15 protein-coding genes are annotated in these 18,124 nt (G+C 68.0%); 8 read left to right on the top strand and 7 right to left on the bottom strand.

Annotated features, from left to right (window positions below):
* Nucleotides 1–11: 11 nt before the first annotated feature.
* From C265_RS25965 to C265_RS25935, 7 genes are all read right to left on the bottom strand, one after another.
* Complete coding sequence (locus C265_RS25965) at nt 12–1,049, bottom strand: XdhC family protein (protein WP_010814433.1); 1,038 nt, start codon at nt 1,047–1,049, stop codon at nt 12–14.
* Nucleotides 1,022–1,579, bottom strand: a complete 558-nt coding sequence (locus C265_RS25960; protein ID WP_010814434.1) for a CoxG family protein — start codon at nt 1,577–1,579, stop codon at nt 1,022–1,024. Before C265_RS25960 ends, C265_RS25965 begins: the two co-directional genes overlap by 28 nt.
* The gene (locus tag C265_RS25955) at nt 1,570–2,826 is read right to left on the bottom strand and encodes a VWA domain-containing protein (RefSeq protein ID WP_010814435.1); all 1,257 of its coding nucleotides are present in this window, start codon (nt 2,824–2,826) and stop codon (nt 1,570–1,572) included. Before C265_RS25955 ends, C265_RS25960 begins: the two co-directional genes overlap by 10 nt.
* Nucleotides 2,827–2,828: 2 nt before the next feature.
* Nucleotides 2,829–3,725, bottom strand: coding sequence for a MoxR family ATPase (locus C265_RS25950; protein ID WP_010814436.1), 897 nt, complete (start codon nt 3,723–3,725; stop codon nt 2,829–2,831).
* Between the two features lie 95 nt (nt 3,726–3,820).
* Nucleotides 3,821–4,621, bottom strand: a complete 801-nt coding sequence (locus C265_RS25945) for a xanthine dehydrogenase family protein subunit M (protein ID WP_010814437.1) — start codon at nt 4,619–4,621, stop codon at nt 3,821–3,823.
* Nucleotides 4,622–4,648: 27 nt separating this feature from the next.
* Entirely contained in the window at nt 4,649–7,024 is a 2,376-nt protein-coding gene (locus tag C265_RS25940) for a xanthine dehydrogenase family protein molybdopterin-binding subunit (protein WP_010814438.1), read from the bottom strand.
* A gap of 12 nt (nt 7,025–7,036) precedes the next feature.
* Nucleotides 7,037–7,534: a (2Fe-2S)-binding protein gene (locus tag C265_RS25935; protein ID WP_010814439.1), complete on the bottom strand. Its 498-nt coding sequence runs from the start codon at nt 7,532–7,534 to the stop codon at nt 7,037–7,039.
* Nucleotides 7,535–7,880: 346 nt separating this feature from the next.
* Between C265_RS25935 and C265_RS25930 the strand changes: the two genes are divergently transcribed.
* The 8 genes from C265_RS25930 to C265_RS25895 all read left to right on the top strand — a co-directional run.
* Complete coding sequence (locus tag C265_RS25930) at nt 7,881–8,459, top strand: YqaA family protein (RefSeq protein WP_010814440.1); 579 nt, start codon at nt 7,881–7,883, stop codon at nt 8,457–8,459.
* A 180-nt stretch (nt 8,460–8,639) separates the two neighbouring features.
* The gene (locus C265_RS25925) at nt 8,640–12,614 is read left to right on the top strand and encodes an FAD/FMN-binding oxidoreductase (protein WP_010814441.1); all 3,975 of its coding nucleotides are present in this window, start codon (nt 8,640–8,642) and stop codon (nt 12,612–12,614) included.
* A gap of 9 nt (nt 12,615–12,623) precedes the next feature.
* A complete protein-coding gene (locus tag C265_RS25920; protein WP_010814442.1) occupies nt 12,624–13,061 on the top strand; it encodes an HIT family protein in 438 nt (145 codons plus the stop codon).
* A 123-nt stretch (nt 13,062–13,184) separates the two neighbouring features.
* Nucleotides 13,185–15,050 carry an ABC transporter ATP-binding protein/permease gene (locus C265_RS25915; RefSeq protein WP_010814443.1) on the top strand — a complete coding sequence of 622 codons (1,866 nt, stop codon included), beginning with the start codon at nt 13,185–13,187 and terminating at the stop codon, nt 15,048–15,050.
* Between the two features lie 72 nt (nt 15,051–15,122).
* Entirely contained in the window at nt 15,123–15,545 is a 423-nt protein-coding gene (locus C265_RS25910; protein ID WP_010814444.1) for a gamma-butyrobetaine hydroxylase-like domain-containing protein, read from the top strand.
* 34 nt (nt 15,546–15,579) lie between these two features.
* Nucleotides 15,580–16,311 (top strand): bifunctional demethylmenaquinone methyltransferase/2-methoxy-6-polyprenyl-1,4-benzoquinol methylase UbiE, encoded by a 732-nt coding sequence (gene ubiE / locus C265_RS25905; protein WP_010814445.1) that lies wholly within the window; start codon nt 15,580–15,582, stop codon nt 16,309–16,311.
* Between the two features lie 63 nt (nt 16,312–16,374).
* Nucleotides 16,375–17,364 (top strand): Tim44 domain-containing protein, encoded by a 990-nt coding sequence (locus C265_RS25900; protein WP_011614522.1) that lies wholly within the window; start codon nt 16,375–16,377, stop codon nt 17,362–17,364.
* A 130-nt stretch (nt 17,365–17,494) separates the two neighbouring features.
* Nucleotides 17,495–18,124 (top strand): SCP2 domain-containing protein (locus C265_RS25895; protein ID WP_037025330.1); only part of this gene is annotated, 630 nt, incomplete at its 3' end.

The following is an 18,124-nucleotide window of genomic DNA, read 5'->3' as shown; positions in this document are numbered from 1 at the left end:
TTGCGAGGTCGTCAGGTGGGATCGGGCGCGACGTCGCAGCTGCTGCCGGTGCCGGCAGCCATCTCGCGTGCGGCCTTGGCGCCTTCCACCTGCAGGATGTCGGGCAGCGATACGTGGTTCCTGGCCGCGATCACCTCGGCCAGGATCGAGATGGCGATCTCGGGCGGCGTGCGGCTGCCGATGTAGATGCCCACGGGGCCATGCAGCCGCGCCAGCTGCAGCTCGGTCAGGTCGAATTCCTTGAGCCGTTCGCGGCGCGCCTGGTTGTTGCGGCGCGAACCCAGCGCGCCCACGTAGAAGGCGCGGGTGCGCAGCGCTTCCATCAGCGCCAGGTCGTCCAGCTTGGGGTCGTGCGTGAGCGCGATCACGGCGCAGCGCTCGTCCAGCTTCATGTCGGTGACGGTGTCGTCGGGCATGGTGCGCACCATGGTCACGCCGGGGATGTCCCAGGTCTCGGTGTATTCCTCGCGCGGGTCGCACACGGTGACCTGGAAGCCCAGGCCCACGGCGATCTGGCACAGGTACTTGGACAGCTGCCCGGCGCCGATCACCAGCATGCGGTAGCGCGGGCCGTGGATGGTCAGCAGGGTCTTGCCGTCGAACACCAGGCCGTCGGTGGCGTTGGCCGGGCCCAGCGTGGCGGTGCCGGTGGCCATGTCGAGCGTGCGCGCGACCAGGCGGCCGTTCTCAACGGCATCGAGCAGCTCGGCGATGCCGCTGGCCGGGGTCAGCGGTTCGGTCACCAGCTCGATGGTGCCGCCGCACGGCAGCCCGAAGCGGTGGGCTTCCTCGGCGCTGATGCCGTACTTGATCGCTTCCGGGTGGTCGGCGGTGATGCCCTGCCGGCGCACGCGGTCGATGATGTCGTCCTCGATGCAGCCGCCCGAGACCGAGCCCACCACCAGGCCGTCGTCGCGCACGGCCAGCATCGCGCCTTCGGGCCGGGGCGACGAGCCCCAGGTCCGCACTACCGTGACCAGCAGCACGCGATGGCCTTGCTGCTGCCACTGCACGCTGTTCTTCAGGACTTCGAGATCCACGCTGTCCATGATCGTTTCCGCTTCGGTTCCTCTGTTGGTTCATTGTCGCCGGCGGCCGCGGCGGGGGCGCCCTCGGCCGCTGGCGTGTCGTCGGTGGCGTCAGGGGTGACGGCCTCGGTGAAGCGCGCAAAGAAGGTGTCTGCCATCTTGCGTGCCGCGGCGTCCACCAGCCGCGAGCCGATCTGAGCGATCTTGCCCCCCACGTGGGCGTTGACGGTGTAGGTCAGCACGGTCTCGTCACCGTCTGCTTCCAGCCGGACCTGGGCGCTGCCCTTGCCGAATCCCGCCGCGCCACCCTGGCCATCGAAACGGATGGTGTAGCTGTCGGGGGCCTGGATGTCTTCCAGTGCCATGCGGCCCTTGAAACGCGCCTTGACCGGGCCCACCGCGGCCGTCAGGGCCAGCTGGTACGCGTTGTCGCCGTCGGGCTCGATACTCTCACATCCCGGGATGCAGTGCTTGAGCAGCTCGGTGTCGTTGAGCGCTTCCCATGCCACCTGCTGCGGGACGGGCAGGCGCTGGCTCTGGTTCATTTCCATGGCGGGGCTTCCTTGTTGTGCCTGGCGAGGGCAGGGGTGGCGGCCCGGGGCGGGCCGCCATGGTCGGACAGCAGCGTCTCGAGCGCCAGCAGGCTGTCCAGGTTATGGGCCGGGCGCAGTGCGTCCACGTGCGGCAGGATGGCTTGCACGCCACGCGCCTGCGGGGTGAAGCCGGGGTAGCGCAGCAGCGGGTTGAGCCAGACGATGCGGTGCGCAAAGCGGCGCAGCCGTGCCATTTCGTCGCCGAGCAGGTCGATATGCTCGTGGTCCAGGCCGTCGGTGACCAGCAGTACGGTGGCGCGCCCGGACAGCGTGCGCCGCGCCCAATGGCGGTTGAAGCTGGCCAGCGCCGCGCCGATGCGGGTGCCGCCGGCCCAGTCGCGCACCTGGCCGGTGATCAGCGCGACGGCCTCGTCGGGGTCGCGTTCGCGCAGCGAGCGCGTGATGTTGGTCAGCCGCGTGCCGAACAGGAATACCGACAGCCGCTCGCGCGACTGCATCAGCGCATGGCAGAAGTACAGCACCGCGCGCGAGTACTGGCTCATCGAGCCGGAGATGTCGAGCAGCAGCACCACCGGCGGCTTGCGCTCGGCGTGCTTGCGGAATTTCCAGCGCAGCCACTCGCCATGCTGGCGCACCGCCAGGCGCGCGCTGGCGCGCAGGTCGGCATGGGTGCCACAAGTGGCGGCGCGCAGGCGGCGGGTGCGCTGCAAGGCCAGGTGGGCGCGGCGCGTGCGCACCAGGTGCTGCAGCGCGCGCCATTCCTGCGCGGTCAGGGTTTCAAAGTCGCGCTGCGCCAGGCGTTCCTGGTCGGAGAAGGTCAGCGGCACGTGGATGCGCTCGGCTTCGGCCTGTGCCGGACGTGACTGCGCTTCGGGCTGGCGCGCGGCCAGGGCATCGGCCAGCCGGTTGCTGCGTTTCGGTGGCGGCGCGCCGCTGTCGACGCGCGGCAGCAGCAGCGCGCGCAGCTTGCCTTCCCAGTCGGGATCGCGCCAGAACAGGTCGAAGGCGGCATCGAACAGCGGGCGCTGGTCGGGGCCGGACAGCACCAGCGCCGCCAGCGCGGCGCGTACCTCGTCGCGCTGGCCGATATCGATATGGCGCAGCGCCTCCAAGGCATCGACAGCATGGGCCGGCGACAGCGCGAAGCCGCCGTCGCGCAACAGCCGCATGAAGTGCGTGACGTTGCGCGCCAGCACCGGCAGGGCCGGTGCGGCGGGCCGTGCGGCGGCGTGCAGCGTGGCCATCTTCAGCCTCCCGGCGTGGCACCCGCCAGCAGCTCGGCCACGGTGGGGCCGTCCACGCGCGCCAGGTCGTCCTGGTACTTGAGCAGCACGCCCAGCGTGTCGCGCACGGACTGCGGATCGAGCTCGGTCGCGCCCAGCGCGGACAGCGCGCGGCACCAGTCGATGGCCTCGGCGATGCCCGGCGCCTTGAACAGGTCGATGCCGCGCAGCCGGTGGATAAAGTCGATGGCCTGGGCCTGCAGCGCCGCGGCGGCCTCGGGCGCGCGCGCGGCCACGATCTGCAGTTCGCGGTCGCGCTCGGGGTATCCCATCCACTGGTACAGGCAGCGGCGCTTGAGGGCGTCGTGGACTTCGCGGGTGCGGTTGGAGGTGATCACGATCAGCGGCGGGCGCTCGGCGCGGATCACGCCGATCTCGGGGATCGACACCTGGAATTCGGACAGCACCTCCAGCAGGAACGCTTCGAAGGGCTCGTCGGCGCGGTCGATCTCATCGATCAGCAGCACGCGCGGCACGTCGGGCGCGGCGGGGTCGGGCAGCAGGGATTCCAGCAGCGGGCGCTTGAGCAGGTAGTCATCGTGGTACAGCGACTGCGCCTCGGGCCGCTCGCCGCGCGCCTCGGCCAGGCGCAGCGCCATGATCTGGCGCGGGTAGTCCCATTCGTACAGCGCGCTGGCGGCGTCCAGCCCTTCATAGCATTGCAGCCGCAGCAGCCGCGTGCCGAGCACGCCCGCCATCGCTTGCGCCATGGCGGTCTTGCCGACGCCGGGCTCGCCTTCCAGGAACAGCGGCCGCTGCATGCGCAGGGCGAGATAGAGCACCGTGGCGGTCTCGCGGTCGGCGAAGTATTGCTGGCGTTCCAGCTGGGCGATGGTGTCGTCGATGGAGGTGGGAAGCATGAGCAATCTTGTGTGCCAACGCCACAAAAGCGCCGGCGGTTTGCTCCCCTCTCCCGCCGTGCGGGAGAGGGGAGACAACAAGCGGCGGCGAAGCGCTACCCCTTCGCCGCCGCCTCCACTGCCCTTGCCGCCAGCACCGGGATCAGATGCGCCCGGTACTCCGCCGACGCATGCAGGTCGGCATTCAGCGTCGACGCATCGACCTTCACCCCACGCGCCGCCTGCGCGGTGAAGGCGGCCGACAGCGCCTGCTCCAGCGGCTGGCAGCGGAACACGCTGTCGGCCGCGCCTGTCACCGCCACGCGCACCGTGTTGCCGGTGCGCGCCACCATCACGCCCACCAGCGCGAAGCGCGAGGCCGGGTTGCGGAACTTGGCGTAGGCCGCCTGCTCCGGGATCGGGAAGCGCACCGCGGTGATCAGCTCGTCCGGTTCCAGCGCGGTCTCATAGAGGCCCTTGAAGAAGTCGTCGGCGGCGATGGTGCGGCGGTCGGTGACCACGGTCGCCCCGAGCCCCAGCACACCCGCGGGATAGTCGGCAGCGGGATCGTCATTGGCGAGCGCGCCGCCGATGGTGCCCATGGCGCGCACCTGGCGGTCGCCGATGCCGCCGGCCAGTGCCGCTAGCGCCGGGATGCGCCGGCGCACCTCGGCATGCTCGGCCACATCGGCATGGCGCGCGGCGCCGCCGACCACGATCTCATTGCCTTCGACGCGGATCTCGGCCATGCCGGGAATACGCGCCACGTCCACCAGCACGGAGGGCGCGGCCAGCCGCAGTTTCATCGCGGCCAGCAGGCTCTGGCCGCCGCCGAGGAACTTGGCGTCGGGATCGGCCCTGAGCGTGGCCACGGCCGCCTTGGCATCCGCGGCGCGTTCAAAATTGAATGCGTACATGTCGGTTTCCTTTGCGGTGTGCGTGGGTCACGGCCGGGCGGCCTGGATGGCCTGCCAGACCCGGTGCGGCGTGGCGGGCATCTGGATGTCCGTCACGCCCAGCGGGCTGAGCGCATCCACCAGCGCGTTGATGAACGCCGGCGGCGAGCCGATCGCGCCGGCCTCGCCGCAGCCCTTCACGCCCAGCGGGTTGTGGGTGCAGGGCGTGCCGGTGGCGGTCTCGACGGTGAAGTCGGGCAGGTCGCCGGCGCGCGGCATGGCGTAGTCCATGTACGAGCCGGTCAGCAACTGGCCGCTGTCGTTGTCGTAGACGCACTGCTCCAGCATGGCCTGGCCCAGCCCCTGGCCGATGCCGCCATGGACCTGGCCTTCGACGATCATCGGGTTGATGATGTTGCCGAAGTCGTCCACCGCGGTGAACTTGACCACCTGCGACTCGCCGGTATCGGGATCGACTTCCACCTCGCACACATAGGCGCCGGACGGGTAGGTGAAGTTGGTCGGGTCGTAGAACGCGTTTTCGTTCAGGCCCGGCTCCAGCTTGTCGAGCGGATAGTTGTGCGGCACGTAGGCGGAGAGCGCGACTTCGCCGAAGGTCTTGGTGCGGTCGGTGCCGGCCACGCGGAACACGCCGTTGCTGAACTCGATGTCGGTGTCGGCGGCTTCCAGCAGGTGCGCGGCGATCTTCTTGGCCTTGGCCTCGATCTTGTCGAGCGCCTTGACGATGGCCGAGCCGCCCACCGCCAGCGAGCGCGAGCCATAGGTGCCCATGCCGAACGGCACCCGGCCGGTGTCGCCGTGCACGATCTCGACCTGGTCCAGCTGCAGCCCGAGCCGGTCGGCGACCACCTGCGCGAAGGTGGTCTCGTGCCCCTGGCCATGGCTGTGCGAGCCGGTGAACACGGTCACGGTGCCGGTCGGGTGCACGCGGATCTCGCCCACCTCGAACAGCCCCGCGCGCGCGCCCAGCGCGCCGGCGATATTCGACGGCGCCAGCCCGCAGGCCTCGATATAGCAGGAATAGCCCAGGCCGCGCAGCTTGCCGCGCTGCTTCGCTTCGTCGCGCCGGGCCGGGAAGCCCTTGACGTCGGCCAGCTCCTGCGCGCGCGCGAGGCACGGCTCGTAGTCGCCGGTGTCGTAGGTCAGGCCCACCGGCGTGGCGTACGGGAACTGGCGGATGAAATTCTTGCGGCGCAGCTCGGCCGGGTCGATCTTCATCTCGTGCGCGGCGGTTTCTACCAGGCGCTCGACCACATAGGTGGCCTCGGGCCGGCCGGCGCCGCGATAGGCATCCACCGGCGCGGTGTTGGTGAACACGGCCTGCACCTCGGCGTAGATCGCGGGCGTGGCGTACTGGCCCGCCAGCAGCGTTGCATACAGGATGGTGGGCACGCTGCTGGCGAAGGTCGACAGGTAGGCGCCCATATTGGCGGTGGTATGCACCCGCATCGCCAGGAACTTGCCGTCGGCGTCGAGCGCCAGCTCGGCCCTGGTCACGTGGTCGCGGCCGTGGGCATCGGTCAGGAAGGACTCGGAGCGGTCCGCGGTCCACTTGACCGGGCGCCCGATCTTCTTCGAGGCCCAGGTCAGCGCCACGTCTTCCGGGTACAGGAAGATCTTGGAGCCGAAGCCGCCGCCCACGTCCGGTGCGATGATGCGCAGGCGCGATTCGGGTAGCCCCAGCACGAACGCGCCCATCAGCAGGCGTTCGACGTGCGGGTTCTGGTTGGCCACGTAGACGGTGTAGCTGTCGTCCTGGCGCGTGTAGCTGGCATTGACCGCGCGCGGCTCGATCGCGTTGGGGATCAGCCGGTTGTTGACGATGTCCAGCGTGGTCACGTGCGCGGCCTTGGCAAAGGCGGCGTCGGTGGCGGCCTTGTCGCCGTGGCCCCAGGTGTAGCAGGTGTTGGCGGGCACGTCGTCATGCACCAGGGTGGACGCCTTGGCGGCATCCGCGGCGCTGACCACGGCGGGCAGCTCTTCATAGTCGACGTCGATCTTCTCTGCCGCGTCACGCGCCTGCTGCAGGGTCTCGGCGATGACCAGCGCGACCTGGTCGCCGACGTGGCGCACCTTGTCGTGGGCAATCACCGGGTGCGGCGGCTCCTTCATCGGCGAGCCGTCGATGCTGTGGATCAGCCAGCCGCAGGGCAGGCCGCCGACCTTGTCGGCCGCCAGCTCGTCGCCGGTCAGCACGGCGATCACGCCGGGCGCGGCCAGGGCCTCGGTCTTGTCGATCGAGCGGATGCGCGCATGCGCGTGCGGCGAGCGCAGGAAGTACGCGTAGCTTTGCTGCGGCAGCACGACGTCGTCGGTGTACTGGCCGTTGCCGGTCAGGAATCGATAGTCTTCCTTGCGCTTGACCGGCGCGCCTACCAGGCGCTGGCTTTCGGGTGCGTTCATGGCCGGTCCCCCTTATTCAGCGCTGGCGGCGGTGCCCTGCATGGCCGCCTGGCCCTGCTGCACTGCGCGCACGATGTTGTGGTAGCCCGTGCAGCGGCACAGGTTGCCTTCCAGGTGGGCGCGGATGGTGGCGGCGTCGGCGCCCGGGTACTCCTGCACCAGCGCGGTGGCGCTCATCACCATGCCGGGCGTGCAGAAGCCGCATTGCAGGCCGTGGCATTCACGGAAGGCTTCCTGCATCGGGTGCAGGCCGTTGCCGGCCTTGTCGCCGGCGAGGCCTTCGATGGTGGTCACGGCGGCGCCGTCGGCCTGGACCGCGAGGATATTGCACGACTTGACCGCCCGGCCATCCAGGTGGACCGTGCAGGCGCCGCACTGCGCGGTGTCGCAGCCGACGTGGGTGCCGGTCAGCCGCAATTGTTCGCGCAGGAACTGGACCAGGAGGGTGTTGGGTTCTACCTGCGCGTCAACGGGCTTGCCGTTGACCGTCAGGCGGATCGGAATCGCCATGCTTGTCTCCATGTGGGGTGGACGCGCATGACCAATTGCCCGAAATCCCGAAAGAACTGCGCGGGACTGGCCACGACGCGGTACTGCCGCTTAAGACGGCTATAGGACGGCTAATTCGTGATATTGGTGCTGCCGCTACAACTGCTGTAGGTGCGCCAGCGCACGCGGCGAGCGGCTTCAATGCTGGCGCGAATGCTGCGGCCGGCGAACGATTGGCCACAACAGGCTCTAACAGTTAATCACAAATCCAGCACAGGTGCCATGTGGTTTGCCCGCTCCCCATTCGCGGGGCGGGGTCCTGGCAGGGCCGCTGCTAGAATGGCCCGGCCCCCTTGCTCACCCTGACATGGAAGCCTTCTTCGACTGGCTGTTCGAGACCATTGCCCTGCCCAAGGTGGGCCTGCCCGCGATCTTTGTGATCAGCCTGATCTCGGCCACGCTGCTGCCGCTGGGCTCGGAGCCGGCGGTGTTCGGCTACGTCAAGCTCAACCCGCAGATGTTCTGGCCGGCGATCGTGGTGGCCACTGCCGGCAACACCGTGGGCGGCGCCATCGACTGGTGGCTGGGCTATGCCGCCAAGCTGGCGCTGGTGCGCTACCACAAGCGGCGCCGGGCGCGCGAGCACGACCGTGAGCACCTGGAGCACCGCGAGCACGCGCGCAAACCGCCCAAGCCCAAGCTCGACGCGCGCTACTTCCGGTGGATGCGCCGGCTTGGCCCGCCTACGCTGCTGTTCTCGTGGCTGCCCGGCATTGGTGATCCATTGTGCACTTTAGCCGGCTGGCTGCGCCTCTCCTTCTGGCCCAGCCTGGCCTGGATGGCGGTCGGCAAGTTCATCCGCTATCTGTTCATGACCGCCAGCCTGCTTTGGATCCCGGACAGTTTTTGGCAGAACATTGCGCAAACGTTCAAGGCCTGGTTCTGATCCGGTGCGTTGCCGGCACCACCGTGGGGCGCCATTGCCAGGCCAGAAAGCCGCCTAATCCCTTGTTCCGACAAGGATTCCTCTATGTTGCGGTGCGGCGAAAGCAGGGGTTGAAGTACAATCGCCCTTTAATGAACGATTCGCGCACAGTCCCCGTGCGCAGCAGGAAGCGGTCCCCCAATGAACGCCCCACTCGTGCTCGACGCCAAGCTCGCCGCGCAGGACGCCCCGCCGCGCCTGCGTGAAATCCCTTATAACTACACGTCCTTCTCGGACCGCGAGATTGTCATCCGCCTGCTGGGCGAGGAAGCCTGGCGCATCCTGGACGAGCTGCGCAGCGAGCGCCGCACCGGCCGCTCGGCCCGCATGCTGTACGAGGTGCTGGGCGATATCTGGGTGGTCCGCCGCAATCCCTACCTGCAGGACGACCTGCTGGAAAATCCCAAGCGCCGCCAGATGCTGGTCAGCGCGCTGCACCACCGCCTGAACGAGATCGAGAAGCGCCGCGCCGCCGACCGTGCCGAGCACGCCGAGCCCGCCGCCGAGGACCGCTCGCACCGCGTGGAGCAGCTGGTCGCGTTCGCCAAGCAGGCGATCGAGGATTTCAAGAACGAATTCGCCGCGGCCTACGACCTGCGCAAGCGCGCGCAGCGCGTGCTGGGCAAGGTCACGCAGAAGGACAACATCAAGTTCGATGGCCTGTCGCGCGTGTCGCACGTGACCGACGCCACCGACTGGCGCGTGGAATACCCGTTCGTGGTGCTGACGCCCGATACCGAGGAAGAGATCGCCGGCCTGGTCAAGGGCTGCTTCGAACTGGGCCTGACCATCATTCCGCGCGGGGGCGGCACCGGCTATACCGGCGGCGCCGTGCCGCTGACGCCGATGAGCGCGGTGATCAATACCGAGAAGCTGGAGCAGCTCGGGCCGGTGGAGCAAACCGACCTGCCGGGCGTGTCGCACAAGGTCGCGACCATCTTCTCCGGCGCCGGCGTGGTGACGCGCCGCGTGGCCGACGCTGCCGACAAGGCAGGCCTGGTGTTCGCGGTCGACCCGACCTCGATCGATGCCTCGTGCATTGGCGGCAACGTGGCCATGAACGCGGGCGGCAAGAAGGCCGTGCTGTGGGGCACCGCGCTGGACAACCTGGCCTGGTGGCGCATGGTGGATCCGGAAGGCAACTGGCTGGAGATCACCCGGCTGGACCACAACCTGGGCAAGATCCACGACGTGCCGGTGGCCACCTTCGAACTGAAATGGTCGGACGGCAACCGCGCCCCGGGCGAGAAGGTGCTGCGCACCGAGACGCTGGCCATCGAGGGCCGCAAGTTCCGCAAGGAAGGCCTGGGCAAGGACGTCACCGACAAGTTCCTGGCCGGCCTGCCCGGCGTGCAGAAGGAAGGCTGCGACGGCATCATCACCAGCGCGCGCTGGATCCTGCACCGCATGCCGAAATTCATCCGCACGGTCTGCCTGGAGTTCTTCGGCCAGGCGCGCGACGCGATCCCCAGCATCGTCGAGATCAAGGACTTCCTCGACGCCGAGACCAAGAAGCCCGGCGGCGCCATCCTGGCCGGCCTGGAGCACCTGGACGAGCGCTACCTGCGCGCGGTCGACTACGCCACCAAGAGCAAGCGCAACGCCTTCCCGAAGATGGTGCTGATCGGCGATATCGTCGGCGACGATGAAGACGCCGTGGCGCGCGCCACCTCGGAAGTGATCCGCATGGCCAACGGCAAGAGCGGCGAAGGCTTTATCGCCGTCAGCCCCGAGGCGCGCAAGAAGTTCTGGCTGGACCGTTCGCGTACCGCCGCCATCGCCAAGCACACCAACGCCTTCAAGATCAACGAAGACGTGGTGATCCCGCTGAACCGGATGGGCGAGTACACCGACGGCATCGAGCGCATCAATATCGAGCTGTCGATCAAGAGCAAGCTCAAGCTGGTCGACACGCTGGAAGCGTTCTTCGCGCGCGGCAACCTGCCGCTGGGCCGCAGCGACGACGCCAACGAGATCCCCAGCGCCGAGCTGCTGGAAGACCGCGTGCAGCACGCGCTGACGCTGCTGCGCGAGGTCCGCGCGCGCTGGCGCTACCTGCAGGACCACCTGGACCTGCCGCTGGTGCAGGCCAAGGCCTCGCTGATCGGGCATGGGCTGGGGCTGCTCGGGCAGGAGTTCGAGGCGCGGCTGCAGCAGCAGCCGGACGCCAACGTGTTCCACCTGCTGCAGGACCGCACCATCCGCGTGTCGTGGAAGTCGGAGATCCGCGCCGAGCTGCGCAAGATCTTCAACGGCGGCGAATTCAAGCCGATCCTGGACGAGGCCCAGAAGATCCACAAGCAGGTGCTGCGCGGCCGCGTCTTCGTGGCGCTGCACATGCACGCCGGCGACGGCAACGTGCACACCAATATCCCGGTGAATTCCGACGACTACGACATGCTGCAGGACGCGCACCGCGCGGTGGCCCGCATCATGGACCTGGCGCGTTCGCTGGACGGCGTGATCTCGGGCGAGCACGGCATCGGCATCACCAAGCTGGAATTCCTGACCGAGGAAGAGATCGGCGACTTCCGCGCCTACAAGCTGAAGGTCGATCCGCAAGGGCGCTTCAACAAGGGCAAGCTGCTGCCCGGCGCCGATCTGCGCAATGCCTACACGCCGTCGTTCGGCCTGATGGGGCATGAGTCGATCATCATGCAGCAGAGCGATATCGGCGCCATTGCCGAAAGCGTCAAGGACTGCCTGCGCTGCGGCAAGTGCAAGCCGGTGTGCGCCACGCATGTGCCGCGCGCCAACCTGCTGTACAGCCCGCGCAACAAGATCCTGGCGACCTCGCTGCTGGTCGAGGCTTTCCTGTACGAGGAGCAGACCCGCCGCGGCATCTCGGTCAAGCACTGGGACGAGTTCTCCGACGTGGCCGACCACTGCACCGTGTGCCACAAGTGCGTGACGCCGTGCCCGGTCAAGATCGACTTCGGCGACGTGTCGATGAACATGCGCAACCTGCTGCGCAAGATGGGGCAGAAGAAGTTCAACCCCGGCACCGCGGCGTCGATGTTCTTCCTCAACGCCACCAACCCCGAGACCATCAACCTGACCCGCAAGGTCATGATCGACTGGGGCTACAAGGCGCAGCGCCTGGGCAACGAGGTGCTGAAGAAGTTCGCCAAGAAGCAGACCGCGCATCCGCCCGCCACCGTGGGCAAGCCGCCGGTGCGCGAGCAGGTGATCCACTTCATCAACAAGAAGATGCCGGGCAACCTGCCCAAGAAGACCGCGCGCGCGCTGCTCGACATCGAGGACAACGAGATCGTGCCGATCATCCGCGACCCGAAGGCGACCACGCCGGAAACGGAGGCGGTGTTCTACTTCCCGGGCTGCGGCTCGGAGCGGCTGTTCTCGCAGGTGGGCCTGGCCACGCAGGCGATGCTGTGGCACGTCGGCGTGCAGACCGTGCTGCCACCGGGCTACCTGTGCTGCGGCTATCCGCAGCGCGGCAACGGCCAGTACGACAAGGCCGAGAAGATCGTCACCGACAACCGCGTGCTGTTCCACCGCGTGGCCAACACGCTGAACTACCTCGACATCAAGACCGTGGTGGTCAGCTGCGGCACCTGCTACGACCAGCTCGCCGGCTATGAATTCGACAAGATCTTCCCCGGCTGCCGCATCATCGACATCCACGAATACCTGCTCGAGAAGGGCGTGAAGCTGGAAGGCGTGACCGGTACCCGCTACATGTACCACGATCCCTGCCACACCCCGATCAAGACCATGGACCCGACCAAGCTGGTCAACGACCTGATGGGCGGCAACACCGGTCTGGGCAAGATCGAGAAGAACGAGCGCTGCTGCGGCGAATCGGGCACGCTGGCGGTGACGCGTCCGGATATCTCGACCCAAGTCCGCTTCCGCAAGGAAGAAGAGATGACCAAGGGCGCCGACAAGCTGCGCGCCGACGGCTTTACCGGCGACGTCAAGATCCTGACCAGCTGCCCGTCGTGCCTGCAGGGTTTGTCGCGCTACAAGGAAGATGCCACGGTGCAGGCGGATTACATCGTGATCGAGATGGCGAAGCATCTGCTTGGGGAGAACTGGATGCCTGAGTATGTCGCGAAGGCGAACGCCGGCGGTATCGAGCGGGTGCTGGTTTAAGTCTCGACGATGGCGCGCGTACCCAACTGCCCCTTGTGCGAGACCGATGGCGGCGAACTGGTCTGGATGGGCGACCGCGCCCGCCTGATCCTGGTCGAGCATGACCGCTTCCCGGGCTTCTGCCGCATCGTCTGGAACGATCACGTCGCCGAACTGAGCGACCTGGACGATGCCGACCAGGCCTGGCTGATGCGGCTGGTCGCACGTGTCGAACGGGTGGTGCGCGAGGTCATGGCGCCGGACAAGGTCAACCTGGCGGCCTTTGGCAATATGGTGCCGCACCTGCACTGGCACATCATCCCGCGCTACCGCTGGGACACCCATTTCCCCGAGGCAATCTGGGCCGCGCCGCAGCGCGCGGCGGATGCCGTGCGCGTGCAGGAGCTGGCCAGCCGGCTGCCGGCGCTGCGTACGGCGCTTTCGCTGCTCGAAGCCGGCGACGCCTGAGGGGCGCGCGGAACCCACGCCTGGCCGTGACCGTCTGAATGCTGTTGCCGCCGTGGCCTGCCGCCACGGTATCCAGAACAACAAGCCCGGCCGGCATCCGCTGACGGGCCAAGCACTGCCGCTATGTCCTCCACTCCGACCTCAGTCACCGTACCGGGCCCTGCCGTCCCTGCCAGGGCCCTCAAGATCCAGAGCCGGCTGCGCATGGCTGCCACGTGGGCGCTGATCAAGCCTTACTGGAAATCCGAGGACCGCCTCGCCGGGCTTGGCCTGCTGGCGCTGGTGGTGGTGCTCAACCTCGGCATCGTCTATATCAACGTGCTGCTCAACGAGTGGAACCGCGTGTTCTACAACGCGCTGGAGCAGCGCGACTACGCCTCGTTCAAGGTGCTGCTGCTGCGCTTCTCATGGATCGCGGCGTTCTTCATCGTGGCGGCGATCTCGCGCCAGTACTACACCATGATGCTGCAGATGCGCTGGCGTACCTGGATGACCGGCCGCTTCATGGGCCACTGGCTCGGGCACCAGGCCTATTACCGCATCGAGCAGACCCACACCACCGATAACCCCGACCAGCGTATCGCCGACGATTTGCGCCTGTTCACCGACGGCGCGCTGTCGTTGTCGCTCGGGCTGCTCAATTCGGTGGTGACGCTGCTGTCCTTCGTCGGCATCCTGTGGACGGTATCGGGGCCGATCAGCTTTGCGCTGGGCGGCACCGAGTGGACCATCCCCGGCTATATGGTGTGGTTCGCGGCGGGCTATGCGGTGATCGGCTCGCTGGTGGCGCACGTGGTCGGCCGCCCGCTGATCGGCCTGAACTTCCAGCAGGAACAGTACGAGGCGGATTTCCGTTTCACGCTGGTGCGCCTGCGCGAGAACAGCGAGCCGGTGGCGCTGTACCGCGGCGAGCCCACCGAGCAGGCCGGCCTGCGCGCGCGCTTCGACCGCATCCGCGCCAACTGGAACCAGCTGATGCGCTATACGCGGCGGCTGACCTTTGTCAGTTCCGGCTATGCGCAGTTCGCCATCATCTTCCCGATCCTGGTGGCGGCGCCGCGCTACTTTGCCGGCAAGATGACGCTCGGCGGTCTGATGCAGACCAGCTCTGCCTTCGGCCAGGTACAGGGCGCGCTGTCGTGGTTTGTCGACAGCTACGCCACGCTGGTGGGCTGGAAGGCCGCCGCCAACCGCCTGATCGATTTCCAGGAAGCGATCCGCGTGGCCGAGCGCCAGGACCTGGCGCCGGGCGGCGTGCGCGATATCGAGGTGGAACATACCGGCAAGCCGCAGAATGGCATCACCATCGACGGCCTGGCGCTGGCACTGCCGGTGCGCGCCGCGCGCAGCGCGGCCGTGGGCCAGCGGCCGCTGGTGGCGCCGTTCTCGCTGTCGGTCGCGCCGGGCGAGCGCTGGCTGGTCAGCGGCCCGTCCGGCTGCGGCAAGAGCGTGCTGTTCCGCGCGCTGGCGGGGATCTGGCCGTACGGCAGCGGCACCGTGACCATGCCCGACGGCGCGCGCATGCTGTTCCTGCCGCAGCGCAGCTATCTGCCGATCGGCACGCTGGCCGATGCGCTGGCTTACCCCGACGCCGGCACCGTGCACAGCGCGGAAGCGCTGCAGGCGGCGCTGCGCCAGGCGCGGCTGGCGGCGCTGGCGGACCAGCTCGACGTGTTCGACAACTGGTCGCTGCGGCTTTCGCCGGGCGAGCAGCAGCGTCTAGCCTTTGCGCGCGCGCTGCTGCAGAAGCCCGATTACCTGTTCCTGGACGAGGCTACCAGCGCGCTGGACGAGGAAACCGAAGGCGCCATGTACCGGCTGATGGTGGAGTCGCTGCCGCAGGCGGCCATCATCAGCATCGCCCACCGCAGCACCGTGGCGGCCTATCATCAACGGCGCCTGCGTTACGTGCCGCAGGACGGGGAAGCGGCCCGGGCTGCGCAAGCCGGCGAGCCTGGGGTAAGCTATCGGGTCGTATGCGATGCGTGATGCCGTGCCGTACCGGCAGCATCGCGCGGCAATCACCCCCTCAGGAGCGACCCTAACCGGGCCGCGATCATCATGGCAGGCCTGGAAAAAGACACCCCTCATCCCACCGCGCTGACCGTCCATACGCAATCCCGCGTGCTGGAGATCGGCTTCGACAACGGCCGCAGCTTCCGGCTGCCGTTCGAGCTGCTGCGCGTGTATTCGCCGTCCGCTGAAGTCCAGGGCCACGGCCCGGGGCAGGAAGTGCTGCAGACCGGCAAGCGCGAGGTGGGCGTCAACGCGGTCGAGCCGGTCGGCAACTACGCGATCCTGATCCGCTTTACCGACGGCCACGATACCGGCATCTATTCGTGGGACCTGCTGTACCGCCTCGGCGACAACCAGGATGCGCTCTGGCAGGACTACCTGCAGCGCCTGGAAGCCGCCGGCGCCGACCGCGACACCCCGATGCCCGCCGCCGGCGCTGCCGGCGGCCACGGCTGCGGCCATCACTGAGCCGCGCCGAACCGATTACCCTGGAGTCTGAAAGATGAGTGAAACCCACTTCGGGTTTGAAAAGGTCGACGAAGCGGAAAAGGCCGACAAGGTTGCCGGCGTGTTCCATTCGGTGGCGAGCAAGTACGACGTGATGAACGACCTGATGTCGGGCGGCATGCACCGGCTCTGGAAGATGTTCACCATCGCCCAGGCTGGCGTGCGCCCCGGCCACAAGGTGCTGGACATCGCCGGCGGCACCGGCGACCTGGCCAAGGCGTTCGCGAAGCAGGCCGGTCCGACCGGAGAGGTCTGGCTGACCGACATCAACGAGTCGATGCTGCGCGTGGGCCGCGACCGGCTGCTGAACAAGGGTATCGTCACCCCGGTGTGCCTGTGCGACGCCGAGCGCATCCCGTTCCCGGACAACCATTTCGACCTGGTGACCGTGGCCTTCGGCCTGCGCAACATGACGCACAAGGATGCCGCGCTGGCCGAGATGCGCCGCGTGGTCAAGCCGGGCGGCAAGGTCATGGTGCTGGAGTTCTCCAAGGTGTGGAAACCCCTGGAGAAGGCCTACGACGTCTATTCTTTCAAGGTGCTGCCGTGGCTGGGTGAGCGGGTGGCAGGGGATGCCCCCAGCTATCGCTATCTCGCGGAATCGATCAGAATGCATCCAGACCAGGCTTCACTTGTACGCTTGATGGAACATGCCGGCCTGGAAAATGTCGAATACTTCAATCTGACGGCCGGAGTGGTGGCGCTCCACGTCGGGCGCAAGTATTAAGAAGACTTGAAATCGCCATGCCTCGCCCGCATATAGGGTGAAACTGACAGGGGATAGCAGAATATGTCGTCATTTCGTGGGAAATTCCTGGTTGGGTCGCTGATCACCGCGATTGCCTTGGGAGTAATGTTCGACGCCAATGCCAAGCGCATGGGCGGTTCGCGCAGCATCGGCAAGCAATCTGAGTCGGTCACGCAGCGCCAGCAGGCGCCGCAGCCCACTTCGCCGACCCAGCAGGCGCAGCAGCCCGCACAACAGGCAGCTCCGGCAACGGCCGGTGCGGCCGGCGCGGCCGCGGCCGCGGCGCCCAAGCGCAACTGGGGCGGCATCCTGGGCGGCATCGCCGCCGGCCTGGGTATCGGCTGGCTTCTGTCGCACTTCGGTCTGGGCGGGGCGGCACTGAGCTTCCTGTCCAATCTGATCCTGATCGCGCTGGTGGCGTTCGCCGCGATCTGGCTGATCCGCAAGTTCCGTGGCGGCAGCAAGCGCACCCAGCAGCCGGCCTACGCCGGCGCCGGCAACGCGCCGAACCTGGGCCGCAGCGCCGAGCCCATGTTCCGCGGCGAGCCGACGCCTGTGTCTTCGGGTAGCCCGGCAGGCCCGGCCGCCAATACGGTACTGCCGGCAGCATCGGCAGCCCCGGTCGCGGCCGATGCGGTGGCCCAGCAGCCGTGGGGCGTGCCGGCCGACTTCGATACCGAAGCCTTCCTGCGCAACGCCAAGGTTCATTTCGTGCGCCTGCAGGCCGCGTGGGATGCAGGCAACCTGGACGACATCCGCGAGTTCACCACGCCGGAGATGTTCGCCGAGATCAAGATGGACCTGGCCGACCGCGGCGCCGAGGTCAACAAGACCGACGTGGTCACGCTGGAAGCCCAGCTGCTCGGCATCGAGTCGGCTGCGGCCCAGCATATCGCCAGCGTGCGCTTCTCGGGCATGATCCGCGAGAAGTCCGGCGAGGCGGCCCAGCCGTTCGGCGAGGTCTGGAACCTGGCCAAGCCTGCCAGCGGCACCGGCGGCTGGCTGCTGGCCGGCATCCAGCAAGAGTCCTGATGCCGCACCCCGCGGCGGTGATGCGCCGGGGGGAGTAGCTTAGAATGGAGGCCCACGCGAAAGCGTGGGCCTTTTTTTGTTTGGGACGCCCGACCTGCGGCGTCGCTGCCTGCCCGCCAACCGCGCTGTCATGAATACTCTGCCTTCCGCCCTGGCCATGCCCGCCATCTCGGCGCTGAACCACCTGCTTGAGCAGGAGCCGTGGGCCCGCAACCAGCTCACGCCGTTTGCCGGGCGCGTGATCCGCTTCGATGCGGCCGCCTTCGTGCTGTCGCTGAAGGTGACGGAGCACGGCTGCACCGAACCAGCGCCCGAGGCCGAGGCGCCCGCGGTGACGCTGCGTGTGCCGGTGCAGCAGTGGCCGCTGGTGGCCGCCGACGTGGCCGAAGGCGGCCAGGCCGCCGCCATGCGCCATGTCCGCATCGAGGGCGACGCCGAGCTGGCCAACACCATCTCGACGCTGGCGCGCAACCTGCGCTGGGACGCCGCCGAAGACCTGTCGCGCGCGCTGCGCGGCATCCTGGGCGGGCCGGTGAGCGACAGCGTGGCGCAGCGCGTGGTCGACGGCGCGCGCCAGGTGCATGAGCAGGCCACGCGCGTGGGCCGCGCCCTGGTCGACAACGTCACCGACTACCTGCTGGACGAGCATCCGACCCTGGTGCGCCACGCCGCGCTCGATGCCTTCGGCACCGACGTGGGCCGGCTGCGCGACAGCCTGGCCCGGCTCGAAAAACGGCTGGAGCGGCTGGAGCGCGCCGGC

It is taken from the genome of Cupriavidus sp. GA3-3, from assembly GCF_000389805.1.
In the GTDB taxonomy this organism is placed as follows: Bacteria; Pseudomonadota; Gammaproteobacteria; order Burkholderiales; family Burkholderiaceae; genus Cupriavidus; species Cupriavidus necator_D.
The sequence above is the reverse complement of the archived record's forward strand: the minus strand, read 5'-3'. Positions and strand labels throughout refer to the sequence as shown.